At 72.8% G+C, this 25,664-nt stretch carries 25 protein-coding genes; 17 read left to right on the top strand and 8 right to left on the bottom strand.

Annotated features, from left to right (window positions below):
- Positions 1–7 precede the first annotated feature (7 nt).
- The 4 genes from ABGA98_RS15960 to ABGA98_RS15945 all read right to left on the bottom strand — a co-directional run bounded on the left by ABGA98_RS15960 (position 8) and on the right by ABGA98_RS15945 (position 5,094).
- Entirely contained in the window at positions 8–2,071 is a 2,064-nt protein-coding gene (locus ABGA98_RS15960) for a hypothetical protein (protein ID WP_347619069.1), read from the bottom strand.
- On the bottom strand, positions 2,068–3,354 hold the full coding sequence (locus tag ABGA98_RS15955) for an ABC transporter substrate-binding protein (protein WP_347619068.1): 1,287 nt from the start codon (positions 3,352–3,354) through the stop codon (positions 2,068–2,070). The genes ABGA98_RS15960 and ABGA98_RS15955 overlap by 4 nt, the downstream gene beginning before the upstream one ends.
- A gap of 77 nt (positions 3,355–3,431) precedes the next feature.
- The gene (locus ABGA98_RS15950; protein ID WP_347619067.1) at positions 3,432–4,286 is read right to left on the bottom strand and encodes a carbohydrate ABC transporter permease; all 855 of its coding nucleotides are present in this window, start codon (positions 4,284–4,286) and stop codon (positions 3,432–3,434) included.
- A complete protein-coding gene (locus ABGA98_RS15945) occupies positions 4,276–5,094 on the bottom strand; it encodes a sugar ABC transporter permease (RefSeq protein WP_347619457.1) in 819 nt (272 codons plus the stop codon). Before ABGA98_RS15945 ends, ABGA98_RS15950 begins: the two co-directional genes overlap by 11 nt.
- Before the next feature lie 448 nt (positions 5,095–5,542).
- Between ABGA98_RS15945 and ABGA98_RS15940 the strand changes: the two genes are divergently transcribed.
- Positions 5,543–6,622, top strand: coding sequence for a LacI family DNA-binding transcriptional regulator (locus tag ABGA98_RS15940; protein WP_347619066.1), 1,080 nt, complete (start codon positions 5,543–5,545; stop codon positions 6,620–6,622).
- Positions 6,623–6,655: 33 nt separating this feature from the next.
- On the opposite strand, the gene ABGA98_RS15935 is transcribed toward ABGA98_RS15940, so the two are convergent.
- A complete protein-coding gene (locus ABGA98_RS15935; RefSeq protein ID WP_347619065.1) occupies positions 6,656–8,491 on the bottom strand; it encodes a glycoside hydrolase family 15 protein in 1,836 nt (611 codons plus the stop codon).
- 146 nt (positions 8,492–8,637) lie between these two features.
- Here ABGA98_RS15935 and hypF point away from each other — a divergent pair, with 146 nt between their 5' ends.
- From hypF to hypE, 13 genes are all read left to right on the top strand, one after another.
- Positions 8,638–10,914, top strand: coding sequence for a carbamoyltransferase HypF (gene hypF, locus ABGA98_RS15930; RefSeq protein ID WP_347619064.1), 2,277 nt, complete (start codon positions 8,638–8,640; stop codon positions 10,912–10,914).
- A 143-nt stretch (positions 10,915–11,057) separates the two neighbouring features.
- The gene (locus tag ABGA98_RS15925) at positions 11,058–12,104 is read left to right on the top strand and encodes a hydrogenase expression protein HypE (RefSeq protein WP_347619063.1); all 1,047 of its coding nucleotides are present in this window, start codon (positions 11,058–11,060) and stop codon (positions 12,102–12,104) included.
- A gap of 15 nt (positions 12,105–12,119) precedes the next feature.
- A complete protein-coding gene (locus ABGA98_RS15920; protein ID WP_347619062.1) occupies positions 12,120–13,925 on the top strand; it encodes a nickel-dependent hydrogenase large subunit in 1,806 nt (601 codons plus the stop codon).
- Between the two features lie 9 nt (positions 13,926–13,934).
- Positions 13,935–14,390, top strand: a complete 456-nt coding sequence (locus tag ABGA98_RS15915) for a hypothetical protein (RefSeq protein WP_347619061.1) — start codon at positions 13,935–13,937, stop codon at positions 14,388–14,390.
- On the top strand, positions 14,387–15,031 hold the full coding sequence (locus ABGA98_RS15910) for a DUF5947 family protein (RefSeq protein ID WP_347619060.1): 645 nt from the start codon (positions 14,387–14,389) through the stop codon (positions 15,029–15,031). The genes ABGA98_RS15915 and ABGA98_RS15910 overlap by 4 nt, the downstream gene beginning before the upstream one ends.
- Positions 15,028–15,246 (top strand): hypothetical protein, encoded by a 219-nt coding sequence (locus ABGA98_RS15905; RefSeq protein ID WP_347619059.1) that lies wholly within the window; start codon positions 15,028–15,030, stop codon positions 15,244–15,246. The genes ABGA98_RS15910 and ABGA98_RS15905 overlap by 4 nt, the downstream gene beginning before the upstream one ends.
- A gap of 5 nt (positions 15,247–15,251) precedes the next feature.
- Positions 15,252–15,890, top strand: coding sequence for a DUF6084 family protein (locus ABGA98_RS15900; protein WP_347619058.1), 639 nt, complete (start codon positions 15,252–15,254; stop codon positions 15,888–15,890).
- Between the two features lie 6 nt (positions 15,891–15,896).
- On the top strand, positions 15,897–16,982 hold the full coding sequence (locus ABGA98_RS15895; RefSeq protein WP_347619057.1) for a hypothetical protein: 1,086 nt from the start codon (positions 15,897–15,899) through the stop codon (positions 16,980–16,982).
- On the top strand, positions 16,979–17,806 hold the full coding sequence (locus tag ABGA98_RS15890; protein WP_347619056.1) for a hydrogenase maturation protease: 828 nt from the start codon (positions 16,979–16,981) through the stop codon (positions 17,804–17,806). Before ABGA98_RS15895 ends, ABGA98_RS15890 begins: the two co-directional genes overlap by 4 nt.
- A 125-nt stretch (positions 17,807–17,931) precedes the next feature.
- Positions 17,932–18,297: a hydrogenase maturation nickel metallochaperone HypA gene (locus tag ABGA98_RS15885; protein WP_347619055.1), complete on the top strand. Its 366-nt coding sequence runs from the start codon at positions 17,932–17,934 to the stop codon at positions 18,295–18,297.
- Entirely contained in the window at positions 18,275–18,547 is a 273-nt protein-coding gene (locus ABGA98_RS15880) for a HypC/HybG/HupF family hydrogenase formation chaperone (RefSeq protein ID WP_347619054.1), read from the top strand. Before ABGA98_RS15885 ends, ABGA98_RS15880 begins: the two co-directional genes overlap by 23 nt.
- Positions 18,548–18,569: 22 nt before the next feature.
- Entirely contained in the window at positions 18,570–19,718 is a 1,149-nt protein-coding gene (gene hypD, locus ABGA98_RS15875; protein WP_347619053.1) for a hydrogenase formation protein HypD, read from the top strand.
- Complete coding sequence (gene hypE, locus ABGA98_RS15870; protein WP_347619052.1) at positions 19,715–20,788, top strand: hydrogenase expression/formation protein HypE; 1,074 nt, start codon at positions 19,715–19,717, stop codon at positions 20,786–20,788. Before hypD ends, hypE begins: the two co-directional genes overlap by 4 nt.
- Here the strand turns inward: hypE and ABGA98_RS15865 are convergent.
- Genes ABGA98_RS15865 through ABGA98_RS15855 form a run of 3 tightly spaced genes read right to left on the bottom strand, consistent with a single transcriptional unit; the run spans position 20,771 to position 22,232 of the window.
- Positions 20,771–21,370, bottom strand: a complete 600-nt coding sequence (locus ABGA98_RS15865; protein WP_347619051.1) for an SIS domain-containing protein — start codon at positions 21,368–21,370, stop codon at positions 20,771–20,773. The genes hypE and ABGA98_RS15865 overlap by 18 nt on opposite strands.
- The gene (locus tag ABGA98_RS15860; RefSeq protein WP_347619050.1) at positions 21,367–21,657 is read right to left on the bottom strand and encodes a HypC/HybG/HupF family hydrogenase formation chaperone; all 291 of its coding nucleotides are present in this window, start codon (positions 21,655–21,657) and stop codon (positions 21,367–21,369) included. The genes ABGA98_RS15865 and ABGA98_RS15860 overlap by 4 nt, the downstream gene beginning before the upstream one ends.
- Complete coding sequence (locus ABGA98_RS15855) at positions 21,654–22,232, bottom strand: phosphoheptose isomerase (protein ID WP_347619049.1); 579 nt, start codon at positions 22,230–22,232, stop codon at positions 21,654–21,656. The genes ABGA98_RS15860 and ABGA98_RS15855 overlap by 4 nt, the downstream gene beginning before the upstream one ends.
- Positions 22,233–22,471: 239 nt before the next feature.
- Here ABGA98_RS15855 and ABGA98_RS15850 point away from each other — a divergent pair, with 239 nt between their 5' ends.
- From ABGA98_RS15850 to ABGA98_RS15840, 3 genes are all read left to right on the top strand, one after another.
- Complete coding sequence (locus ABGA98_RS15850) at positions 22,472–23,308, top strand: M23 family metallopeptidase (RefSeq protein ID WP_347619048.1); 837 nt, start codon at positions 22,472–22,474, stop codon at positions 23,306–23,308.
- A gap of 140 nt (positions 23,309–23,448) precedes the next feature.
- Complete coding sequence (locus ABGA98_RS15845; protein WP_347619047.1) at positions 23,449–24,402, top strand: alpha/beta hydrolase; 954 nt, start codon at positions 23,449–23,451, stop codon at positions 24,400–24,402.
- Positions 24,395–25,657, top strand: a complete 1,263-nt coding sequence (locus ABGA98_RS15840; protein WP_347619046.1) for an acyltransferase — start codon at positions 24,395–24,397, stop codon at positions 25,655–25,657. Before ABGA98_RS15845 ends, ABGA98_RS15840 begins: the two co-directional genes overlap by 8 nt.
- Positions 25,658–25,664 lie beyond the last annotated feature (7 nt).

Raw genomic sequence — 25,664 nt, 5'->3', positions numbered from 1 at the left:
GGAAGGGTCAGGGCAGCGGCAGCAGGCCCTCGTGGCGGATCTGCCAGGAGGCGGGAAACCCGGGGGCGGGCGGGCCGCCGTCCCAGCCCCTGGCCATGAGGGCGACCGCCGCCAGGAGGCCGCCGTTGCCCGGCAGGTAGACGGGCAGGGACGCGGTCTGCCGGTTGTGGCCGTTCGGCAGGCAGGCGTTCTTGGCCACGGGCATCAGCAGGGCGTCCACCGCCGTCCCCGGCTCGCCGAGCCGGGTCGCGGTCATGGCGATGGCCGGGTAGTCCCAGCCCCAGGTGCTCTCCCAGTCCCAGGTGGCGAGCACGTCGCGCAGCGTCGCGCGCATGATCCCCGGGTCGATGAGCCGGGTGGGCGGGACGAAGCCCAGGGCGTACAGCATGGACGGGTGGTCGTCCCGCACCGTGTACGGCGGGGCGTCCATCGCGGCGTAGACCCCGTCGCGGACCAGCGGGCGGGCCATGCCGGCGGCGACCTGCGCCCACACCGGCTCGGGCGGCAGGCCCAGCAGCCGCCGCCAGCGCTGGGCCACCTCCAGCGCCCACGACCAGTACGCGAGCTCGAACGTCGGGTTGGCGGCGCTCGCCCGCACGTCCGCGTACGACTCCTGGGCCGGCACCAGCGGCGGCCCGAGCCCGTGCCCGCCGGGCCCTTCGGTCGCGAAGGCGGCCATGAACGCGGCCGTGTCGAGCACGATGCCGGCGTACTCGGCCAGCGCCCGGGGGCCGGTCGCGCGGCGCACCAGCTCGGCCAGGAAGATCGGATGCGGCTGCTGCCAGAGCAGGAACGGCCCGATCGGGCTGGGGCTCTCCCGCCCGTCGGGGCCGACCTGCTTGGGCCAGCGCGCCCCCGGGCACCCCTGTGCCCTGGCCGTCTCGCGGGCCCGCGGCAGGATGGAGGCGTACCAGCCGAGGCTGCGTTCGAGCAGCGCCGCCCGCCCCCACAGGGGGAAGTGCGCCGCGTGCCACCAGTGCATCTCCAGGTGGAAGCGGCCCCGCCAGCTGTTGGCCATCAGCCCGGTCTCCGCCGGAGGGGTGGAGCCGGCGCAGTGGATCGCGGTGAGGTACTGCGACAGCACGACGCGGCGTTCGAGCTCGGGAGCCCGCGCGTCGCCGGCGCCCGACAGGTCCACCGCGCCGCCCGTGCTCCAGAAGCGCGCCCAGTGGCGGCCGGAGGCGGCGGCGACCTCGCCGAAGCGGGGGAGCTGGCCGCCGCCGGCGGGCGTGAAGGCGACCACCAGCTCGGCGGCCGGCTCGGTGAAGGTGAGCAGCACCTCGTGCGGACCGTCCGGCGCGGCCCGGCCGCCGCCGGTCATGGCCACCGCCACGTCGTACGCGGTGCCGTCGAGCACCCGCTCCACCGTGCACCCGCCCGGAGAGTGCCGCACTTTCGAGGTGTGCGCGCCGGGACGCGACCAGTCGGCCGCGTTCCCCCACGCCTGCGACCCGTACGGGAACGCCAGCCGCACCGCGAGACCGCTGGCCAGCAGCGGCGACTCGACCCGCACGGCGAGCACGTCGCGCTCGGGATGGCAGGCGGTGGTGACCCGGACCGGCGCGCCACGCAGCAGGTAACGGCTGGTGATCACGCCGGTCCACAGGTCGAGCCGCTGGTGGATCCCGGTGAGGTCGCCGGGGGTCAGCGGCGGGCCGGCGGTCGCGGCGAACCCGATCCGGCCGAGGTCCAGCCGGTGCGGGTTCGCCCGCAGCCACGCCTCGGCGGCCGAGGCGGGCGACTCGCCCGAGCCGCTCAGGTCGCCTGCCATGTCCACGTACGGCACCGGCCCGCGCGGCGTGTCGTACGTGCGGGTCGTCTCCGCCGGGTCGTACGCGCCGGGTACACTGTGCCAGCCCCACGCGGACATGGTGGCCAGCAGCGTCCCCGGCGCGGCGGCGGTGCGGTCCTCGACCGGGTAGGCGTCCGGGAAGGTCTGCAACCCGGTGACGTCGACCGTGCAGCAGAACTCCCCGTTGCCCACCGACAGCGGCGACTCCGGCACGATCCGCGTCACCTCGACCGCGTGCCGGCCGACGAGCGCACGGCGGTCGATCCCGGCCCCGGTCACTGCTGGATCGCCGTCCCGACCTGCTGGATGAAGTCGGCGGCCGCCTCGGCCGGCCTCTGCCGGTCGAACAGCACCTCGGCGTTGACCCGGTCGAGGATCTTGGGCGTGTCGGTGGAGCCCGCGGGCCCGATCACCAGCGGCGGGCCGGCCTTGGGCGTCAGGTCGTCGATGAACTCGGCCTGGGCCTTCTCCTCCTCGCCGAGCACGCTCGCGATGGCCTGCCGTACGTCGGAGTTGGCCGGGATCCCGCGGTCGGCGAGGATGATCTTCCCGGCGTCGGGGCTGTTCACCAGGAAGTCCACGAACGTGGCCGCCTCCTCCTGGTGTTCGCTCCTGGCGTTGATGCTGTAGATCTGCGACGCCTGGAGCCACATGCCCGGCTGGGTGGCGCCGGTCTCGCCGGGCACGCGGATGAGCTTCAGCGGCGTCCCCGCGGCCTTGGTCAGCGAGGTGAGCTGGTTGCTCCAGTCGAACTGCATCGCGGCCAGGCCGCGGCCCATCAGCGACTGCTCGGGGGCGGGCTGGGTGATGAGCTCGGCCGTCTGCGAGGCCGGCGGGGTCGCCCCGGCGTCTCGGAGTTCGAGGGTCATCGTCCACCAGTCGACCAGCGTCGCGGCGCTGATGCCGACCTTGCCGTCGGCGGTGTAGAGGGCCTCGCCGCGCTGGCGCGAGTAGACGTCCAGCATGTCGGTCCTGGTGGGGTCGGCCAGCGCGAACGTGCCCTTGGGCAGCTTGCCGGCCAGTTCCTTGGTGATGCGCTCGAAGTCGTCCCAGGTCCAGGTGTCGCCGTCGGGCACCTCCACGCCCGCCTTCTCGAACACGGCGGGGTTGATCACGGTGGCGATCGTGTTGACCCCGGAGGGAACACCGTACTGGACGCCGCCGAACGTGCCGTTGTCCAGGGCCGCCGCACCGATCTTGTCGGTCTTGAGCGTCACCTTGGACAGGTCGAGCAGGGCGCCGCGGTCGCCGTACTCGCGCGGGTAGGCGCCGCCGAGCGTGATGACGTCGGGCGCGCGCCCGGCGGCCACCTCGGTGGCCAGCCGGTCGAAGTAGGAGTTGAAGTCGGTGTAGGAGCCCTTGACCTTGATGCCGGGGTTCTTGGCCTCGAACGCGTCGATGACCTTCTGGGTGGCTTCGGCGCGGTCGTTGTTGCCCCACCAGCCGAAGCGCAGCTCCACGGTGCCGTCGTCGCTCTCGGACGACCCGCCGCCGCAGGCGGAGACCGCCAGCATGACGCCGGCCAGGCAGAGCGCCGCGAGCCTTCTGGACCTTCGTGACATGGGCCCTTTCCTTTCTCCTGGGATAGAACGTTTTAATCGCCCGTGCGGCGACGCCCGCGAGACATGCCGTGCCGGGCTCACTTGAAGCCCGTGGTCGCGATGCCCTGGGTCAGGTAACGCTGACCGGCGAGGAAGAAGCCGAAGATGGGCATCAGCCCGACGATGGACATGGCGAACAACTCGCCCCAGGCCGTCTCACCCTGGCCGTCCATGAACGACCGCAGCGCCACCGGCATCGTCCACAGCTCGGGATCGGTCAGGAAGATGAGCTGGCTGAAGAAGTCGTTCCAGGTCCAGATGAACGTGAACAGCGCCGAGGTCGCCAGCGCGGGAACCGACAGCGGGATGATGATCCGCCAGTAGATCCTGATGTGGCCGCAGCCGTCGATGCGGGCCGCCTCGTCGAGCTCGCTGGGCAGGCCGCGGATGAACTGCACCATCAGGAAGATGAAGAACGCGTCGTGCGCCAGGAACTTCGGCACGACCAGCGGCAGGTTGGTGTTGATCCAGTCGAGCTGGGAGAACAGCACGTACTGCGGAACGATGAGCACGTGGATGGGCAACATCAGCGTGGCCAGCATCGCGGCGAAGAAGAGGTTGCGGCCCCAAAACCTCAGCCGGGCGAACGCGTAGGCCGCCAGCGAGCACGACAGCAGGTTGCCGGCCACCGCGAGGACCGCGATCACCGCGGAGTTCCACAGGTAGAAGTGGAACGGGTGGCTCAGCGCCCCCCAGCCCTCGACGTAGTTGCCCAGGTCGAGCTCGGTCGGCCAGATCGAGGGGTCACGGAAGATCGTCTCGGTGGGCTTGACGGAGCTGGACACCATCCACAACAGCGGATAGAGCATCACCAGCCCGAAGCCGATGAGCAGCACGTGCCTCGGCAGCCGCCACGACCGGCGGCGGCGCGAAGGACTCGGCTCAGTTGCCATAGAACACCCACCGCTTGGCGAAGAGGAAGTTGAGCCCGGTCAGGACGGCGATGATGGCCAGCAGCACCCACGCCATCGCGGAGGCGTAGCCCATGTCGAAGGAGCCGAAGCCGCGCTCGTAGAGGTAGAGCGTGTAGAGCAGGGTGGCGTCGGACGGGCCGCCGCGACCACCGCTGATCACGAACGCCTGGGTGAAGCTCTGGAAGGCGCCGATCAGCTGCAGCACGAGGTTGAAGAAGATGATCGGCGTCAGCAGGGGGAGCGTGATGCGGAAGAACCTCGACACCGGGCCGGCGCCGTCGACCTCCGCCGCCTCGTAGTAGGAGTGCGGGATCTGGCGCAGCCCGGCCAGGAAGATCACCATCGGCGCGCCGAACGTCCACGCGTTGAGCACGACGAGCGTGCCCAGGGCGAAGTCGGGGTGGGCGACCCAGCTGACGCCCTCGAAGCCGGCCATCGCGAGCACCTGGTTGACCAGGCCCTCCTTGCCGAAGATCTGCCGCCACAGGATCGCGACGGACACGCTGCCGGCGAGCAGCGACGGCAGGTAGTAGACCGAGCGGTAGAAGCTCAGCCCGCGCACGCCCCGGTTGAGCAGCAGCGCCAGCGCCAGCGCCAGGACCAGCTGGACGGGCACCGACACGAACACGTAGACGAACGTGACCGCGAGCGACTTGTGCAGCCGCGGATCGGCCAGCATCTGCCGGTAGTTGTCCAGCCCCAGCCACTCGGGCGGCTTGAGCAGGGTGTATTCGGTGAACGACAGGTAGAGGGAGGCCAGGATCGGCCCCACGGTGAACAGCGCCATGCCGATGAACCACGGCGTCAGGAAGAGGTAGCCGATGCGGTCGCGCGCGGGGCCGCTCGGCGAGGACCGCCGTCGCCGCCGCCTCCCCCGCGCGAGAGGGGGCTCTCGCTCGGGCGGGGCGATGGCCGGGGTCGAACGGTTGCTCATAGACCACCCTTTGCCAATCGCGCGGGGGATGCGCGCGTCAGGGCGACCGGGGCCAAGGTGCCGCCCGGCCAGTGAGTAACCAGTTTCTAACAGAGCCACCAGAAGGTGTCAACGCTTGTCGAGCGAAGCACTGAGCTGCGGCGATGCCGGACGGAATTTCCCTCCGGCCTCTGGGACAACCGATTGCAGCCCTCTCCAGAAACCGGTATCTTGCGAGCGCGCCCGGCCGCGGGCGCGCTCGTCACGGCTCGGCGGTTTAATGCATGCAGGCGGAACGGCCGCAGTCATGCTGGGGGAGCGGATGAGGGCAGGAACCGGAGAGCGTGCAGAGGACCGGGAGGAGCCGGCCCTCCGGCCGGGATCGGCCGGGAGGCGGGGGCCACGGCCGGCGGGCGCGCCGACCATCAGCCGGGTCGCCGAGGCCGCGGGCGTCTCCCGCGCCACCGTGTCGCGGGTGATGAACGGCTCCACCACCGTCAAGCCGGAGCTCGCCGCCCGCGTGCGCGCGGCCGCGCAGGCGCTCGACTACGAGCCGAGCGTGGCCGCCCGCAGCCTCGCGCTCGGCCGCACGGGCACGGTCTCCCTCGTGGTCCCCGACCTGGCCAACCCGCTGTTCCAGGGCGTGCTGCGCGGGCTCAGCCAGGCCGCGGGCAAGGCAGGACGCCAGCTGCTGGTGGCCGAGTCCAACGAGGACGTCGAGGAGGAGACGATCCTGGCGATCGAGGCGCGGCGCAACTCCGACGGGCTCGTGCTGGCCTCTCCGCGCGCCCCCGACGAGCGGCTGCGCGAGCTCAGCGACCGCCTGGCGCCCTTCGTGCTCGTCTACCGCGACGTCCCCGGCCTGGCCGCCCCGTCGCTGTCGGTCGACAACGTCGCGGGCATCGACGACCTGGTCTCCCACCTCACCGGCCTCGGCCACCGCCACCTGGCCTACCTGAGCGGTCCCGAGGCCAGCTCCTCGCACGCGCTGCGGCTCGCCGCGCTGCGCGCCGCGGCGGCCCGCAGCCCGGGGTTCACGCTGACGGAGCTGCCGTGCGGCTCGATGTTCGACGACGGCCACGCCGCGGCCGGCGCGGTGCTGGAGTGCGGCGCGAGCGCGGTGGTGGCGTTCAACGACATGGTGGCCTCCGGGGCGCTGACCGGCCTGCACGAGCTGGGCGTGCGGGTGCCCGGCGACGTGTCCGTCACCGGGTTCGACGACATCCCGTTCGCCCGCTACACCACTCCCCCGCTGACCACGGTGTCGATCCCCAAGAACGAGCTGGGCCGGCAGGCGTGGGACCGGCTGTGGGCGCTGATGAACGGCGAGAGCGGCGGCTACAACGTGCGCTTCCAGCCCCGGCTGCTCATCCGCGACAGCACGGGGCCGGCGCCGTCCTAGGAGCGGGACCTCCCCTGGGCCGCGGGCCGAGCCTCAGCCGAGCGCGCGGTCGAGGTTGAACGCCGCGCTGATCAGCGCCAGGTGGGTGAAGGCCTGCGGGAAGTTGCCCTGCTGCTCGCCGTTGCGGCTGATCTCCTCGGCGTACAGGCCCACGTGGTTGGCGTAGGTCAGCATCTTCTCGAACGCCAGCCTGCCCTCCTCCACGCGGCCCGCGCGCACGAGCGCCTCGACGTACCAGAACGAGCAGATGGAGAACGTGCCCTCCTCCCCGCGCAGGCCGTCCGGGCTGGCCTTCGGGTCGTAGCGGTAGACCAGCGAGTCGGACACCAGCTCGGCGGTGAGCGCGTCGAGGGTGGCCAGCCACTTCGGGTCGGTGGGCGAGACGAACTTCACCAGCGGCATCATGAGGACAGCGGCGTCGAGCACGTCGGCGTCCTCGTACTGCACGAACGCCTTGAGCTCCTTGGACCAGCCGCGGCTCATGAGGGTGCGGTAGATCGCGTCGCGGACGAGCCGCCAGCGCGGGATGTCGGCGGGCAGGCCGCGCCGGATGGCCACCCGCATGGCCCGCTCGATCGCCACCCAGCACATCAGCCGCGAGTAGAGGAAGTTCCTGCGCCCGCCGCGGGTCTCCCAGACGCCCTCGTCGGGCTGGTCCCAGTGGTCGCACACCCAGTCCACCAGGCCGCAGACCTCGTCCCAGTGGTCGCTGGAGATGGGCTGCCCCCACTTGTCGTAGAGGTAGATGGAGTCGATGAGCGCTCCGTAGATGTCGAGCTGGAGCTGGCCCGCGGCGGCGTTCCCGACGCGCACGGGGGCGGAGCCCTGGTGTCCTTCCAGGTGGTCGAGCTCGCGTTCGGGCAGGTCGGTACGCCCGTCGATGCCGTACATGATCTGAAGTGGCCCGGAAGGGCCGTCGGCGCACCGGGTGACGCGCCGGGTCAGGAAGTTCATGAACGCCTCGGCCTCGCCGGTGAACCCCAGCCGGAGCAGGGCGTACACGGCGAAGGCGGCATCGCGTACCCACAGGTAGCGGTAGTCCCAGTTGCGCTCGCCGCCGATCTGCTCGGGCAGGCTCGTCGTCGGCGCGGCGACGATCGCGCCCGTCGGCGCGTACGTGAGCAGCTTGAGGGTCAGCGCGGACCGGTGCACCATCTCCCGCCACCGGCCGTGGTAGCGGGAGGCGGACAACCACCGCCGCCAGAACGTCACCGTGGCGGCGAACTCGGCCTCGGCCTCGGCGTACGGGCACGAGCGCGGCATCACGTCGCCGCCGACCTGGTCGAGCGCGAACACCTGCGACTCGCCCTCGTCGAGGGTGAAGGCCGCCCTGGCGTCCAGGTCGTCGCATTCGACCGGCACCGTGGCGGTCAGCGCCAGCGACAGGTCCTCCGACTCGAACAGCACCATCCCGTCGTGCTCGCGCACGTGGTGCGGCTGCGCCGCGTAGCCGAACCGGGGCGCGACCCGCGCGTGGAACGGGATCGACCCGCGCACGCAGATCACCCGCCGGATGAGCCGGTGGCGGCGGGCCTCGCCCGAGTCGGTGGTCACCGGCATGAAGTCCTGGATCTCGCCCACCCCGCCCTCGGTGAAGAACCGGGTGATCAGGACGTTGGTGTCAGGGAAGTAGAACTGCTTGGTCTTCGCGGGCACACTCGCGGCCAGTTCGAACGCTCCGCCCTTGCCGGCGTCGAGGATCGAGCCGAAGACGCTGGGCGAGTCGAAGGTCGGGCAGCAGTACCAGTCGATGGTGCCGTCGGTGCCCACCAGCGCCACGGTGCGCAGGTCGCCGATCAGGCCGTGCTCGGCGATCGGCAGGTAACGGGCGGGCCCGCCGCGGGCCCCCCGATCGGATGTCTCGGCCATGGCAACCTCTTCTCCGGCGTCGCGCTGCCCCTACCCACGGTTGCGCCGCCGTCTCTCCCCCGATCCGGCGGTGCGAACCGTCATGGGCGTGCCAGGTGTCGGCGGGGCTGCCCCGATCCCGCCGCCTTCCGGTGCACACTGGCCCGATGGGGGTGCGGGTCCGGGTCGAGGGCGTGGTCCAGGGGGTGGGGTTCCGCCCGTTCGTGCACGGGCTCGCCACCCGGCTCGGGCTGGCGGGCCGGGTCGGCAACGACGCCCGCGGCGTCTTCGTCGAACTGGACGGCGAGCGCGACCGGATCGCCGAGTTCCTGACGCGGCTCGAACGCGACGCGCCCCCGCTGGCCGCGATCGAGCGCGTGACCGTCACCCCGAGCGGCCGGGCGGCCGCCGGAGGCGACGGCCGGTTCCTGATCGTGGCGAGCGAGCGCTCGGGAACGCCGCGCACGCTGGTCTCGCCCGACATCGCGACGTGCGCCGACTGCCTGGCGGAGCTGGCCGACCCCACCGACCGGCGCTACCGCTACCCCTTCGTCAACTGCGTCAACTGCGGGCCACGGCTGACGATCACCCGGGCCCTGCCGTACGACCGGCCGCTGACCACGATGGCGGGCTTCGCCATGTGCGACGCCTGCCTGGCCGAATACCACGACCCCGCCGACCGGCGCTTCCACGCCCAGCCCGTCTGCTGCCCGGCCTGCGGCCCGGCGCTCAGGCTGGTGGACGCGCGGGACGCCCCGCGGGCCGGCGGCGACGTGCCGGCCGCCGCCGCCCGGGTGCTGCGCGGAGGCGGGGTGCTGGCGGTGAAGGGCCTCGGCGGCTACCACCTGGCGGTCGTGGCCTCCGACGAGCGGGCCGCCGCGGAGCTGCGGCGGCGCAAGCGGCGGGCGGACAAGCCGTTCGCCGTCATGGTGGCCGACCTGGCGCAGGCCCGCCTGCTGTGCGAGGTGGACGCGGTGGCGCGGGCGCTCCTGACCGGCCGCGAGCGCCCCATCGTGCTGCTGCCGCGCCGCACGGACGTCTCCGGGGCCGTGGCGGGCGCGGTCGCCCCCGGGCAGCGTCACCTCGGGCTGATGCTGCCGTACACGCCGCTGCACCACCTGCTGCTCGCGGAGACGGGCGCGCCCATCGTGCTGACGAGCGCGAACCTCGCCGGCGAGCCGATCGAGTACGACGACCGCGCCGCCCTCGACCGGCTCGGAGGCATGGCGGACGCGTTCCTGACCCACGACCGTCCCATCCACCTGCGGGCCGACGACTCGGTGGCGCGGGTGGTCCGGGGCAGGGGCACGCTCCTGCGGCGCTCGCGCGGCCACGCCCCGGCCCCGTTCACGCTGGCGTGGGAGGCGCCCCGGCCGGTCCTCGGCTGCGGCGCGGCGCTGAAGAACACGTTCTGCCTGGTGAGGGGGCGGCACGCGGTCGTCTCCCCGCATCTCGGCGACCTGGAGGGCTACGAGACGCTGCGGGCGTACGCGGCGGGGATCGAGCACTTCTCGGCCCTGCTCGGCGTGCGTCCCGAGGTGGCCGCGCACGACCTCCATCCGGACTACCCGTCCACCCGGTACGCCCTGAGCCTGCCGGACGCCGAACCGGTCCCGGTGCAGCACCACCACGCGCACATCGCCTCGTGCCTGGCGGACAACGGCGAGCACGGCCGGGTGATCGGCGTCGCGTTCGACGGCCTCGGCTACGGCGCCGACGGGACGTTGTGGGGCGGCGAGTTCCTCCTGGCCGACCTGGTGTCGTTCGAGCGGGCCGGGCATCTGGCGCCCGTTCCGATGCCGGGCGGCGAGGTGGCGGTCAGGCAGCCGTGGCGGATGGCCGCCGCCTACCTGGCGGGCCTGGACGGCGCGGCGGAGACGGCCGTGGCCCGCCGCGCAGGCGCCCGGTGGGAGAGCGTGACCGCGCTGGCCAGGCGCGGCGGGGCGGCGGCGCCGCTGACCTCGAGCGCCGGGCGCCTGTTCGACGCCGTGGCGGCACTGGCCGGCGTGCGCGACACGATCACGTACGAGGGGCAGGCCGCGATCGAGCTGGAGCAGCTCGCCGACCCCCTGGAACGCGGCGCCTACCCGGCGGGCATCGTGCGGCACGACGGGGTGCTCGTGGTCGCCGGCGCGGACCTGGTGCGGGCGGCGCTGGAGGACCTGGCCGGGGGCGCCGGCCCGCCGGTCGTGTCCGCCCGCTTCCACAACGGCGTCCGCGAGCTCATCGTGCGCTGCTGCACGGCGCTGCGCGAGGAGACGGGGCTGACGACGGTGGCGCTGTCCGGTGGCGTCTTCCAGAACGTGCTGCTGGTGGAGCGCACGGTGGAGCGGCTGGAGCGCGCCGGGTTCAGAGTGCTCACCCATGCGGGCGTTCCGGCCGGCGACGGCGGCATCAGCCTCGGCCAGGCAGCCGTCGCCGCCGCCCGCGACCTCTTCCGGTAGCCGGGCGCGTTCGGCCTCCGCGCAGGTCAGCGAGGTTTCGGCCGGCATCAAGGGCGGTATGTCCGCTACGTAGAGCTACCGTCCGGGCACATCACGACACCGGACCGGAATCTCTGCATCCGGCCACGAAAGGGGCTTGGGCCATGACGACCACTCAGACGCCAACAGGTCTGGACGAGCTTCACATCCTGTGGACCTCGGAGGGGATGAGCTGCGACGGCGACACCGTCTCCGTCACCGCGGCGTCCCTGCCGAGCCTGGAGGACGTGCTGCTGGGGCTCGTGCCGGGGCTGCCCAAGGTGCACCTGCACAACAAGGTTCTGGCGACCGAGGTGGGCGACGCCTTCATGGCCGCCTTCCACCAGGCCCATCAGGACGAGCTCGGCCCGTTCATCCTCGTGGTCGAGGGGTCGATCCCCAACGAGAAGATCAACGGCGACGGCTACTGGACGTCGATGGGCAACGACCCGGTCACCGGCGAGCCCATCACGGTGAACGAGTGGATCGACCGGCTGGCTCCCAAGGCCTGGGCGGTCGTCGCCATCGGCACCTGCGCCACGTACGGCGGCATCCACGCCATGGCCGGCAACCCGACCGGCTGCATGGGGCTGGCCGACTACCTCGGCAAGGACTTCCGCTCGGCCGGCGGCCTGCCCATCGTCAACGTGCCCGGCTGCCCCGTGCAGCCGGACAACTTCATGGAGACCCTGACCTGGCTGCTCTACCAGGCGGCGGGGATGGCCCCCACCATCCCGCTCGACGAGATGCTCCGGCCCACCTGGTTGTTCGGCAAGACCGTGCACGAGGGCTGCGACCGGGGCGGCTACTACGAGCAGGGCGACTTCGCCCACGACTACAACTCTCCCAAGTGCCTGGTGCGCGTCGGCTGCTGGGGCCCGGTGGTCAACTGCAACGTCACCAAGCGCGGCTGGATGGACGGCGTCGGCGGCTGCCCCAACGTGGGCGGCATCTGCATCGCCTGCACCATGCCCGGTTTCCCCGACAAGTTCATGCCGTTCATGGACGAACCCCCCGGCGGATCGGTGTCGGCGGCGGTCAGCGGCGCGTACGGCTCACTGATCCGCAAGATGCGGTCGATCACGAACAACACGGCCAACAAGGAACCGAAGTGGCGTCACAACCGCCGCAGGCTGACGAGCGGGTACGACCCGCGCTGGGGAAACGGCTAAAGGGAGAGTGGCGAGGTGACAACCCGTACAGCGGGCGCCAGGCAGCAGGCGGGCGAGTCCCGCGAGCTGGTGGAGATGTCCTGGGACCCGATCACGAGGATCATCGGCAACCTGGGCATCTACACCAAGATCGACTTCAAGAACCGCGAGGTCGTCGAGTGCAAGAGCACCTCGTCGCTGTTCCGCGGCTACAGCGTGTTCATGAAGGGCAAGGATCCGCGCGACGCGCACTTCATCACGAGCCGTATCTGCGGCATCTGCGGTGACAACCATGCGGTCTGCTCGATCTACGCCCAGAACATGGCGTACGGGGTCAAACCCCCGCCCCTGGCCGAGTGGATCATCAACCTGGGCGAAGCGGCCGAGTACATGTTCGACCACACCCTCTTCCAGGACAACCTGGTCTTCGTCGACTACTGCGAGCAGATGGTCAAGGAGACCAACCCCAGCCTGCTGCGGCGGGCGGAGACCGCGGAGGCGCCGAACGCCGGGGTGCACGGCTTCCGCACGATCGCCGACATCATGCGCGCGTTCAACCCGTTCAGCGGCTCCGTCTACAAGGAGGCGCTGCAGGTCAGCAGGGTGACCAGGGAGATGTGCTGCCTGATGGAGGGCCGGCACGTGCACCCGTCGACGCTCTACCCGGGCGGCGTGGGCACGGTGGCGACGCCCCAGGTGTTCACCGACTACCTGGTGCGGCTGCTGCGGGTGCTCGACTTCGTGAAGAAGGCCGTCCCGATGAACGACGACCTGTTCGACTTCTTCTACGAGGCGCTGCCCGGCTACGAGGAGGTCGGCCGCCGGCGGGTGATGCTCGGCTGCTGGGGCGCCTTCCAGGATCCGTCCGCGGTCGACTACGACTACCGGACCATGAACGCGTGGGGCAGGAAGATGTTCGTCACGCCGGGCATCGTCCTGGACGACGAACTGCTGACCACCAACCTGGTGGACATCAACCTCGGCATCCGGATCCTGCTGGGCAGCTCCTACTACGACGACTGGCAGTCCGAGGAGACGTTCGTCACCCAAGACCCGCTCGGCAACCCGGTGGACCAGCGCCACCCGTGGAACCAGACGACCCTGCCCAAGCCGCAGAAACGCGACCTGGAGCACGGCAACTACAGCTGGGTGATGAGCCCGCGCTGGTACGACCAGCGCACCGGCGACCACCTGGCGCTCGACACCGGCGGCGGCCCGCTGGCGCGGTTGTGGTCGACGGCGCTCGCGGGCCTGGTCGACACCGGCACGGTACGCGCCACGGGCCGGAGCGTGGAGATCAACCTGCCCAAGAGCGGCTCCCTGCCGGAGATGCGGCTGGAGTGGAAGGTGCCGCGCTGGGCCAACACCATCGAGCGCAACCGGGCCCGCGCGTACTTCGTCGCGTACGCGGCGGCGATGGCGGTGCACTTCCTCGATCAGGCGCTGGGAGAGGTGCGGGCCGGCCGCACGCAGGTGTTCTCCGACTTCGACGTGCCGGACGACGCGATCGGCTGCGGCTTCCACGAGGCGGTGCGGGGCGTGCTGTCGCACCACATGGTGATCCGCGACGGCAAGATCGCCAACTACCATCCGTACCCGCCGACGCCGTGGAACGCCAGCCCGCGCGACATGTACGGCACGCCGGGGCCGTACGAGGACGCGGTGCAGGGGTTGCCGATCTTCGAGGAGAACGGGCCCGAGGACTTCAAGGGCATCGACATCATGCGTACGGTGCGAAGCTTCGACCCCTGCCTGCCGTGCGGCGTGCACATGTACCTGGGCGGCGGCAAGGAGCTCAAACAGGTGCACTCCCCCACCTTCGGCGCAAGTCTCTCCGGTTAGGGGCGGGGGATGGACGATCGCATCGCGCGGATCGAGGTCATGCTCGACGAGGCCGGCCCTGACGCGGTCGAGCTCGTCAAGGAGCTGCTCGACCTGTACGGCGAGGGCCTGGCCCGTGTCATGGCGGTCCTGGAGGACGAGCAGGCGGCGCGGCTGGCCGCCGACGAGTCGGTGGCGCCGCTGCTGCTGCTGCACGACCTGCATCCGGTGGACGTGCGGGCCCGCGTGCAGGCGGCGATCGGCGGCTCGGCCGAGGTGCTCGCCGTCGAGGACGACCTGGTACGGCTGCGCGTGCGCCCCGCCGGCTGCCGCTCCTCGTCCGAGGCGGCGACGACGGCCCTGCGGGAGGCGGTACGCGCCGCCGCCCCGGAGATCGAGCACGTCGACATCGAGGTCGAACGCGGGGAGACGCCGCTGATCCCGGTCGAGAGCCTGGCCGTGCGTTCCGGCCCGCGAGCGCCGTGACCGGCCTGCTGCGCCGGCTCGCCGCGCAGGCGCGGCAGGCGCGCGAGCCGGAGCCGTCCCGTCAGGCGGAGGCGTGCGCGGTGTGCGGCGAGGCGCTGCCGGACGTGCACCGCCACCTGCTGGAGCTGCCGTCCCGCGAGCTGCGCTGCGCGTGCCGGGCCTGCCAGGTGTTGTTCGACCACGTGGCGGCCGGTGGCGGGCATCTCGTCCTGGTGCCGGACCAGCGCCGGCGGCTGAGCGGCTTCGTGCTTGCCGAGCCGGTCTGGGCGCGGCTGGGCGCCCCGGTGCGCATGGTGTGCCTGGTGCGCGACTCGGCCTCCGGGGGGGTCGTCCAGTTCTACCCCAGCCCGGCGGGTGCGGTGCGGGCGCCCGCCGACCCGGCGGCCTGGGACCTGCTGGTGCGGGACAACCCGGTGCTCGCGCAGCTGCGCCAGGACGTGGAGGCCCTGCTCGTCGACCGCGACCGCGGCGCGTGGATCGTGCCGCTGGACGACTGTTACGCGCTCGTGGGGACCATCCGGGCCCGCTGGCGCGGGCTGACCGGCGGCCAGGACATGCGCCGGCACCTCGCCACATTCTTCACCGACCTCGACGACCGGTCCGTCACCGTACCGGCCACCGACACCAGGAGCCCAGCGTGAGCAAGAAACACCCGATCAGGACGGGCCGCCCCGACGTGCACCCCGACGCCTCCTCACACGTGAAGGGCGTCAAGGAGGGCAACAGCCGCGGCAACTACGACAAGCAGGAGGGCCACCTGCCCGACGGCCGCTCCACGGCCCGGCGCTCGACCGGCATCAGTCCACGCAAACACGATCCCATCGACCCCGACATGCCCAACCTGTCGCCCGCCTGATCACGATGCCACCGACAGCACCGGCCGTGCGGATCGAGGTCCACGGCGTCGAGCCGGCCGCTCCGGCCGCCGCGCCCGCCCTGGACTTCCGGCTGCGCGTGCACGCCGACGCGCCGGTCCGCGCGCTCACGCTGGCCACGCAGCTGCGCATCGACGCCGACGCGCGCGACTACGACGAGGACGCGCGAAGGCGGCTCGAAGGGCTGTTCGGCCCGCCCGAGACGTGGGGGCGCAACGTGTCCAGCCTGCTGTGGGCGCGGACCGTCACCCACGTGCCCGCCTTCACCGGCAGCACCCAGGCGACGCTCACCGTCCCGTGCACCTACGACTTCGACGTGGCCGCGGCCACCTACCTGCACGGCCTGCCCGGCGGGGAGGCGCCGCTGCGGTTCCTGTTCACCGGCACCGTCTTCTACCTCGACGACGGCCGCCTGCAGGCGGCCTGCCTGCCGTGGGACACCGAGGCGGACCACCGCATGCCCGTGCGGGTGTGGAAGGAGCTCATGGACCGCCACTTCCCGCGCACGGCCTGGATCCGGCTGGAGCGCGACACGTTCGACCGCCTGTACGCGCACCGGGTGCGGCACACCCTGCTCGGATGGGACGACACGGTCAGGTCGCTGTTGGAAACGAGCGGAGGCTGACCGCGCATGGACCCGCAGACGAATCAGGTCCGGCAGATCGCCCAGGCCGTGCTGTACGAGGGCTACCTGCTGTGGCCGTACCGCGAGTCGTCGCTGAAGAACCGGCACCGCTGGACGATCGGCGGCGTGCACCCGGAGGCGTACGGCCGGGCCCACGAGGGCGACCGCTGGCGGATGCGCACGGAATGCCTCGTCGAAGCGGAGCCCGGCGACACCGTCGACGTGTGCGTACGGTTCCTGCACGTCGTCACCCGCGAGCCGGTCGCCGGCGGCCCCGGCCGCCTGTCCGGCGAGGAGGCGCGGGAACGCGAGCTGACCATGCCCGGCCTCGTCGTGGACGAGCTGGCGCGGGGCCCGGCCGTCACGGCCATCGACCTGCCCGCCGGACGCCGGATCGAGCCGCTGCACGGGCCCGGCGGCGCCACGGACCGGGCGCCCGCGCCGCCGGCCGACCTGCCGGTCGAGCCGCCGACCGAGTTGCCGACCGGGTTGCCGACCGGGCCGCCGACCGGGCTGTCTCCTGGGGCGGGCGGGCAGGCGGGGACGGTGGTGCGCAGCTGGGAGGCGCTGCGCGGCCGGATCGAGGCGAGCGCCCGGCGGCTGGGACCCGGCCTGTTCACGATCGCCGTGGAGGTGGTCAACACCACGCCCTGGGGTCCGGGCACCCGCGCCGACGCGCTGCGCCGCACGCTGGTCTCCGCGCACACCGTGCTGCACGGGCCGCGGGCCCGGTTCGTCTCGCTCATGGATCCGCCGCCCGAGCTGCGCGAACACGCCGAGGCGTGCCGCAACGAGGGTGCCTGGCCGGTGCTCGTAGGGCCGCACGGCGACCGGCACACCGTCCTGGCGTCGCCGATCATCCTGTACGACCACCCGGAGATCGCGCCCGAGAGCCCCGGCGACCTCTTCGACAACACCGAGATCGACCAGTTGCTCACGCTGAGCGTGCTCGCGCTCAGCGACCAGGAGCGGCAGGAGATCCGCGACGGCGACCCGCGCGCCCGCGCGATCCTCGACCGCTGCACCGCGCTCGCACCCGAGGACCTGATGCGCCTGCACGGTCTCATGCGCAGGACGGAGCCACAGGCATGAACGACTTCTGGACGCGGATGGCCGGGCGCGGCCCCGGCGAGGTGATCGTGGACGGGACGGTGGTCGGCCCCGGCAGCCTGGTCAGGCTGCGGCCGAGAAGCCGGACCGACGTCTTCGACCTCGTCCTCGACGGCCGGGTGGCGGTCGTGGAGAGCGTGGAGCAGGACGACGAGGGCGCCCTGCACGTCGCGGTCACGCTCGCCGACGATCCCGGACGCGACCTGGGCGAGGCCAAGATGCCCGGGCACCGGTTCTTCTACTCCGCCGAGGAGATCGAGCCGATGGGCGAGCACCAGGAGCGGCCGGGCGGCGCCCGGATCCTGGTCGCCGGCATCGGCAACGTCTTTCTCGGCGACGACGGCTTCGGCGTCGAGGTGGCCCGCCACCTGGCCGAAGGGCCCGCCGTCCCGGGCGCGGACGTCGTCGACTTCGGCATCCGCGGCATGGACCTGGCCTACGCGCTCCAGCGCGCCTACACGGGCGTGATCTTCGTGGACGCGGCGCCACGCGGCCACGCCCCCGGCACGCTCACCGTGCTCGAACCCGACCTGCCGGGCGACGGTGAGGCGTCCTCGGGAGGGCCCCTGGAAGGGCACGGCATGGACCCGGTCGGCGTCCTGCGGCTGGCCCGGCGGATGGGACACCTGCCCGCCCGGGTGCGGGTCGTCTGCTGCGAGCCGGCCACCGCCGACGAGGCGCTGTTCGAGCTCAGCGAGCCGGTACGCGCCATGGTCGGGACGGCGGCCGGCCTCGTGAAGTCCCTGGTTATGGAAATGATTGCGGAAAACGCCGGGCCTGGTTCCCGGGATCCGCTCCCACGGTGAGGTGATGTGAGATGTGGAAGAAGCGCGTGGTGAAGCTGGTCGCGCTCGGCGGGCTGGTGGCGATCGTCGTCCACCAATGGCCGGAGATCCACCGGTACATGAAGATCAAACGAATGTAGGACGGCATGCACGAGATCGGGATGTGCGAGGGCCTGGTCGAGCTGATCGAGCGGCGGGCGGCGGGCAGGCGGGTCACGGCCGCGCGGGTGCGGGTCGGCGCCCGCCACGCCGTCGTGGACGCCGCCTTCGGGCAGGCCTTCACGCTGGCCGCGGCCGGCACCGCCGTCCAGGACGCCGTGGTGGAGCTGGTCATCACGCCGATGACGGTGGGCTGCCGCGCGTGCGGCGGCCGCTCCGAGTCGGCCGACCCGCTGGCGGCCTGCCCGCTCTGCGGCGACGAGGGCGTCGACCTCAGTGGCGGCGACGAGCTGGTCCTGGAATCGGTCACCTTCGGCGAGGAGGCGGCCGATGTGCCTGGGCATCCCCGGTGAGCTGGTCGAGTTCTCCCCGGAGCACGAGGACCTGGCCGTCGTCGACGTGAGCGGCGTGCGCCGGCGCGTCAACGTCGGCCTGCTCGCCGACGAGGGGCTGCGGCCCGGCGACTGGGTGCTCGTGCACGTCGGGTTCGCGCTGTCGAAGATCTCCGAGCGGGAGGCGCAGGCGGTGTTCGACTACCTCGAAGGGCTCGGGCAGCCGTACACGGACGAGCTCGACGCGCTGCGCGGCTCGGACATCGGGTAACCGGGACAACCAGGGGGCACGGATGCGGTTCGTCGATGAGTACCGCGACGCGGGCCGGGCGCGGGCGCTGGCCGAGCGGATCGCCGAAAGCTGCCGGCCGGGGCGCCGGTACACGTTCATGGAGGTGTGCGGCGGCCACACGCACACCATCTACAAGCACGGCCTGGAGGATCACCTGCCGTCCGAGGTGAACCTCGTGCACGGCCCCGGCTGCCCGGTCTGCGTGATCCCGATGGGCCGGGTGGACGACGCCATCCACATCGCCCGGCAGCCGGACGTGATCATGACGTCGTTCGGCGACATGATGCGCGTGCCGGGCGGATCGGGGTCGTTCCTGGACGCCAAGGCCGCGGGGGCCGACATCCGGATGGTGTACTCCCCGCTGGACGCGCTGAAGATCGCGCGGGCCAACCCGGACCGGCGGGTCGTGTTCATGGCCATCGGCTTCGAGACCACAGCGCCCTCCACCGCCATGACCGTGCTGCGGGCCGCGGCCGAGGGTCTCGGCAACTTCTCCGTCTTCTGCAACCATGTCATGATCATCCCGGCGATCAAGGCCATCCTCGACTCGCCTGACCTGCGCCTCGACGGGTTCATCGGCCCCGGTCACGTCTCGGCGGTGATCGGCTGCCGGCCGTACGAGTTCATCGCCCGCGACTACCGCAAGCCGCTGGTGGTGGCCGGCTTCGAGCCGCTCGACATCCTCACCTCGGTGCACATGCTGCTCGGGCAGCTCGCCGAGGACCGCTGCGAGGTGGAGAACCAGTACGCCCGCGTGGTGCCCTGGGACGGCAACCGCATCGCGCTGTCGGCCATGGGCCAGGTGATGCGGCTGCGGCCGCACTTCGAGTGGCGCGGGCTGGGCTTCATCGCCCACTCCGCCCTCGCCATGGCCGACGAGTACGCCGCCTTCGACGCCGAACGGGTCTTCGACCTGCCCGGCCTCCGCGTCGCCGACCCCAGGTCGTGCCAGTGCGGCGAAGTGCTCAAGGGCGTGCTCAAGCCGTGGGAGTGCAAGGTGTTCGGCACCGCCTGCACCCCGGAGACGCCCATCGGGACGTGCATGGTCTCCTCCGAGGGCGCGTGTGCCGCGTACTACAACTTCGGGCGGTTCAGCCGCGAGCAGATCAGCGCGGCGGCGCGCCAGCCGAGGGAGGCGAGCCGGCCGTGACCCGCGAGCAGCAGGTGCTCGACCGCATCGAGCGGATGCGGCGGCGCAAGCCCGTCGTCAGGGAGGAGCGCATCACGCTCGCCCACGGCGCCGGAGGCAAGGCCACCCAGACCCTGATCGAGGCCGTCTTCCTGGAGGCGTTCCGCAACCCGATGCTCGCCCCGCTGGACGACGGCGCGCTCGTGCGGCTCGGCGACGGTCCCGTGGCCTTCACCACGGACTCGTACGTGGTCTCGCCGCTGTTCTTCCCCGGCGGAGACATCGGCGACCTGGCCGTCAACGGCACCGTGAACGATCTGGCCATGTGCGGTGCCCGCCCGGCCCACCTGTCGGCGGGCTTCATCCTCGAAGAGGGCTTCCCCGTCGCCGACCTGCGGCGCATCACCGCCTCGATGGCGGCGGCCGCGGCGGAGGCACAGGTGACGATCGTCACCGGTGACACCAAGGTCGTCCAGCGCGGCAAGGCCGACGGCTGCTACGTCACCACGGCCGGGGTCGGCGTCGTCGAGCAGCCGGTCACGCTGTCGGCCTCGGGCGCGCGGCCGGGTGACGCGGTCATCGTGTCGGGCCCGATCGGCGCTCACGGGGCCGCCATCATGCTGGCCAGGGACGACTTCGGCATCGAGGCGGCGATCACGTCCGACACCGCGCCGCTGCACGGCATCGTCGCCGAGCTGCTCATGGCGATGCCGCGGCACGTCAGAACCCTGCGGGACGCCACCCGGGGCGGGGTGGCCACCGTGCTCAACGAGGTGGCCCGCGCGTCCGAGGTGGCCGTGGTGCTGCAGGAGGACCAGGTCCCCGTACACCCCGAGGTGACCGGAGTGTGCGAGCTGCTCGGTCTCGACCCTCTCTACGTCGCCTGCGAGGGCCGCTTCGTGGCCGTGGTCGACGGCGAGCACGCCGGGGAGGCCCTCGACACGCTGCGCGCCCACCCGCTGGGCGCCGAGGCCGCGATCGTCGGGACGGTCGCCGCCGACCCACCGGGGCTGGTGCTGCTGCGCACCGCCTTCGGCGGCACCCGGGTGGTCGACGTGCTGGTGGGCGATCCGCTACCGCGCATCTGCTGAGACCAGCTCGGCCAGCACGTGGTAGAGCGTCGCCTGCGCCTCCTGGATCCGGTGCACCGACGACGACGGGATGACGAACAGGTGCTCGGCCAGCCGTTCCTCTGCCATGCGCCCGCCTCCCGAGCCGGCGAAGCCGACGGTCGTCATGCCCTGGCTCCTGGCCTGGGCCAGGCCGCGCAGCACGTTCGCCGAGCCGCCGCTGGTCGACAGCGCGCAGGCGATGTCGCCGGGACCGCCGAGCGCGGCGAGCTGGCGGGCGAACACCACGTCGAACCCGACGTCGTTGCCGAGCGCCGTCACGAGCGCCGCGTCGCCGGTCAGCGACACCGCCGGCAGGCCGTGCGCGGTGCAGAGGTCGGCCATCGACTGCGCGTCCGTGCTGCTGCCGCCGTTGCCGAAGGCGAACAGCCGCCCCCCGGCGCGGAACGCGGCCGCCAGCTCCGCCGCGGCCACCGCCAGCGGCGTCAACAGCTCGTTGAGCACCCGCCGCCGCAGCTCCAGGCTCTCGCGGGCCTTCTCCTCGGTGGACGCCCGCACGTCCAGCGGGTCGCGCCGCAGGAACGGGTACATCGTCTCGGTCATGCTTCCGCCCTCTCCACCACGGCGATCGCCTCGCCCGCGTGCACCAGCACCGTGTCGCCGACGCGCGCCTCCACCAGCGCCACGCTGATCTCCTCCGTACCCGTGCCCGCCCCTGTACCCGCGCCGCCTGTATCCGTGCCCGTGCCCGCGCCCATGCCCGCGCCTGTGCCGACCAGCGCCAGCCCGCCGGGCAGCAGGCCGACGACGCGTACGCGCACGGCGACGTCGCCGCACGTCACGCACGAGTCGCAGAACGGTGCCGCCTCTTCGTCACCGCCGCCGGTCACGAGCCCTCCTCCGACTCCAGGAACACGTGCGCCAGCTCCCACAGCAGGTGGTACACCGTGATGTGGATCTCCCGCACGATCAGCGGATCATCACTGTGCGCGGCCAGCACGTGCTCGGCCGCGACGCCGGCTCCCGTCACCCCCGCGACCGCACCCGCCCTCGCCCCGGCCACCGACTCGCCCGCCGCTGTCGCAGGCGTGTCACGGGTCGCGCTCGCCACCAGGGCGACGGTCAGCATGTCCAGCTCGCGGGCGGCGTCGAAGTCGCCGGCGGCCGGGAGCACGCCCACGGCGATGTCACCCGGCCGTCCCAGCACCGGCAGCAGGCCGGGATCGCCGCCCAGGCAATGCGCGGGAAGCGCGGGCTTGCCGACGATCACCGGGTGGCTGAACTCCACCGCCACGTGCGCCGCGTCGGCCGCCGCCGCGCCCCGGCCGAAGGTCAGCAGCCTGCTCCCCCGACGGAACCGCCCGGCCATGGCGGCCGCGGCCTCGACCACGGCGCCGGCGTCGGCCATTAGCGCCCGACCGGCGGACTCCCGGCCGGCGCGGATCCGATAGAGCACTCCGGCCATCCCGCCATCCCGCCTTCCCCCCGCGTACCACGACACCGCCCATTCCACCGTGGTCCCGCGCGGCCGGCGCGGCGTTTCCCGCAAGGGGTCCGGCAAGGTCCCGGCAAGTTTCCCCACGTGACCCCGCCACGGTCCCCGCCTTCCGGCCCGCGCCATGAGGCCGCCGCCGGAGGTCCGTACGACTGTGTGCCCGCGACGCGGGTAGATCCTCATGCCGCCGCCCGCGTGGCGGCGCAGACGTGATCCCCCATCGAGAGGACGTCATGTTCCCGGTCATCCTCGCCCGGATCCGGATGCCGATGATCATCACCGGCCTGCTCCTGGCGATCGGCGAGTTCGTCCACCACGTCCCCCTGCTGAGCGTGGCGGGCGTGATCCTGTTCCTGGCCGGCTTCGCCTCGATGTTCCTGCCCGCGGGCTCCGTCGAACGCGCGCCGATCCCGATCGCCAGCCCCGTGCGGGGACGCTGGCTCGCGGTCAACAGCCCGGCCGACAAGGTGCCCAGCCACGGCCTGCACGCCTACGGCCAGACGTACGCGGTGGACCTGGTCAACTGGCCGGACGAGGACACCGAGTGGAAGGCCGTGGTGCGCGCGCCGTTGATGAGCCGTCCCGAGACGTTCCCCGGCTTCGGCCGCCCGATCCACGCGCCCGCCGCCGGCACCGTCGTCGCCGCCAGGGACTTCTGGCGCGACCACCTGAGCCGCAACTCCTGGCCCGCGCTGGTCTACAGCATGGCCGAGGGTGTCGTGCGCGAGCTGGCAGGCCCGGGTGGCGTGCTCGGCAACCACGTGATCCTCGACCTCGGCGACGGCGTGTACGCCGCGTTCGCCCACCTCAAGCGCGGCTCGGTCCAGGTCCACAAGGGTGAGCGGGTCGAGGCCGGTCAGCTGATCGGGCAGTGCGGCAACTCGGGCAACTCCAGCGAGCCGCATCTGCACTTTCAGCTCATGGACAACGCGCACCCGTCCATCGCGGCCGGACTTCCGTTCGCGTTCGAGGAGATCCTTCCGGACGGCACCACCCGCCGAAGCGTCCCGAGCAAGCGGCAGCCCCTGTTGTCACCGGCGCGCTGACCGTCACGCGCGCGGAGCCTGCACCCCGTAATACGTCAGAGCTACGCCGGAGGTGCACCCCGCAGCGGGACGCCGGTTAGTCGCGATGATCCATACCTTCGAGGCCCGAGTACGTCTCCGGCACGGAAGGATCACCGCCCATGGCGACCCGCCGGCGAGGCAGCCTGCGCCGCGTCCTGCTCACCACGCTCGTCACCGCCTCGGTGGCGGGGCCGATCAGCGGCGTGACCCGCCCAGGGGCGGTTCCGGCGCCCGCGCCCGCCCCCGTGGCCCCGCTGTCCGCCGCGACCCCGTCCGAGCTCGCCCGGCGGTACGCGTCCGCCCGCGCGGAGATCCTGGCCGCCGAACGGACGGCGGCCAGGCACGGCCACCGGTGGCGGGCCGCCCGGCTGCGGGAGATGGCCGGCCCCGCGCGGCGGTTCCTGGCCTTCGACGGCCGGGACGGCGGCCGGGCGGTGGAGGTTCTCGGCGACCTGGCCGCCGCCGAGCGGATCGCCGTGATGGTCCCGGGCGCCGGCATCGACCTGGACAAGTACGGGATGTTGCGCGGCGGCTCATTGCGCCTCCATGACGCGCTCGGCGACCGGTCGACCGTGGTCGCCTGGCTCGGCTACCCCACGCCGAGCAGCGTGAGCCTCCAGGCGGTGACCCCGCACCGCGCCGCCGAGGCCGCTCCCCGCCTGCGCGCCTTCGTACGGGAGCTGCGCGCGGCCAGGCCGGGCGCCCGGGTCACGCTCCTGTGCCACTCCTACGGCTCCGTGGTGTGCGGCCTGGCCGCGCCGGGGCTGGACGTCGCCGGCATCGTCCTGTTCGGCAGCCCCGGCGCGGGCGTGCCCGACGCCGCCGCGCTGCGTACCCCGGCCACGGTGTGGGCGGGGCGCACGGCGGGAGACTGGGTCGCGGGCCTGCCGCATGGGTCGGTCGCGTTACCGTTCGTCACGGTGGGGCTGGGCGCCGACCCGGCGTCGCCCCGGTTCGGCGCCCGGATCTTCGCGGCGGGCGGCGGCGGGCACAGCGACTACCTGGCGCCCGGATCGAAGGCGCTGGGGAGCATCACGCGGATCGTGTCCGGGCAGGCCGGCGCCGATGCGTGACCTCACCGCGCGGACCGCGTCCGCACGACCCGCACGACTGCGTGACCTCACCGCGCGGACCGCGTCCGCACGACCCGCACGACTGCGTGACCTCACCGCGCGGATCGACGCCGCGACCCCGGACGGCCGCGACCGCGCCCTCGACGCCCTGCGCGCCCTGGCCATCCTCGGCGTGGTGGCCGGGCACTGGATGGTGACCGCGCTGGTCGTGGAGAGCGGGACCGTGCGGGTCGCCAGCCCGCTGCGGCACATGCCGCAGCTCGCGCCGCTGTCGTGGGTGTTCCAGACTCTGGCGGTCTTCTTCCTGGTGGGCGGGCTGGTGGGGACGCGTTCCCACCGCCGTGCCCGTGCGGAGGGGGTGCCGTACGGGCGGTGGCTGGCCGGGCGGGTGGCCCGGCTGTTCCGGCCGGCGGTGGTCGTAGCGGCGGTGTGGGCGGGGGCGGCCCTGGTGATGCTGGCCGTCGGGGCGCGGCTGGAGAGCGTGCAGGCGCTGGTCAAGCTCGTGCTGTCGCCGATGTGGTTCCTGCTGGTGTTCGCGGCGTTGACCGCGGCGACCCCGCTGGTGTCGAGGCTGCACCCGGCCTGGCCGCTCGCCGTGGTCGCGTGCGTCGACCTGGTCAGGTTCGGCGGCCTCGCGGAGGGCCTGCCGGCCGGGCTCGCGGGCGGCTCGCTCTGGTGGGTCAGCGTGGCGGCCGGGTGGCTGGTGCCGTACTGCGTCGGGGCGGCCTGGGCCCGTGACCGCCTGCAGGGGCGCGCGACCGGGTGGGCGCTGCTGCTCGGCGGCGGGGCCGCCGCCGTCGCGCTCGTCGGGTGGGGCGGCTACCCCGCCACCATGGTCGGCGTGCCGGGGGCGCCGCTGTCCAACCTCGACCCGCCCTCGCTGGCGGCCGTCACCTTCGGGATCGCCCAGAGCGGCGCGGCCCTGCTGCTGCTCGGCCCGCTGCGGCGGCTGCTGCGCCGCCCCGCCGCCTGGGTTGCGGTGGCGCTCGCGAACCTGGCGGCGATGACGATCTTCCTGTGGCACCAGACCGCGATGATCGCGGTCGCCTCGCTCGCCCTGCTCGCCGCGGGCTCGACGCCGTGGACCGGGCTGCACACCGTCCCCGACGGGCCGGACTGGGTGCTCGCCCGGGTGGCCTGGCTTCCGGCGTTCGCGGTGGCGCTGCTGGTGTGCTGCGCGGCGTTCCGCGGTCACGAGCGGGTACGATCGCCCGCCGGGCCGGTTGCGGAGCGCCTGCATGCTGGATCATCCTGACCGGGGG

Origin of the sequence: Nonomuraea sp. B1E8, from assembly GCF_039871515.1 — a bacterium.
In the GTDB taxonomy this organism is placed as follows: domain Bacteria; phylum Actinomycetota; class Actinomycetes; order Streptosporangiales; family Streptosporangiaceae; genus Nonomuraea.
This window is presented reverse-complemented; position numbering and strand designations above follow the sequence as displayed.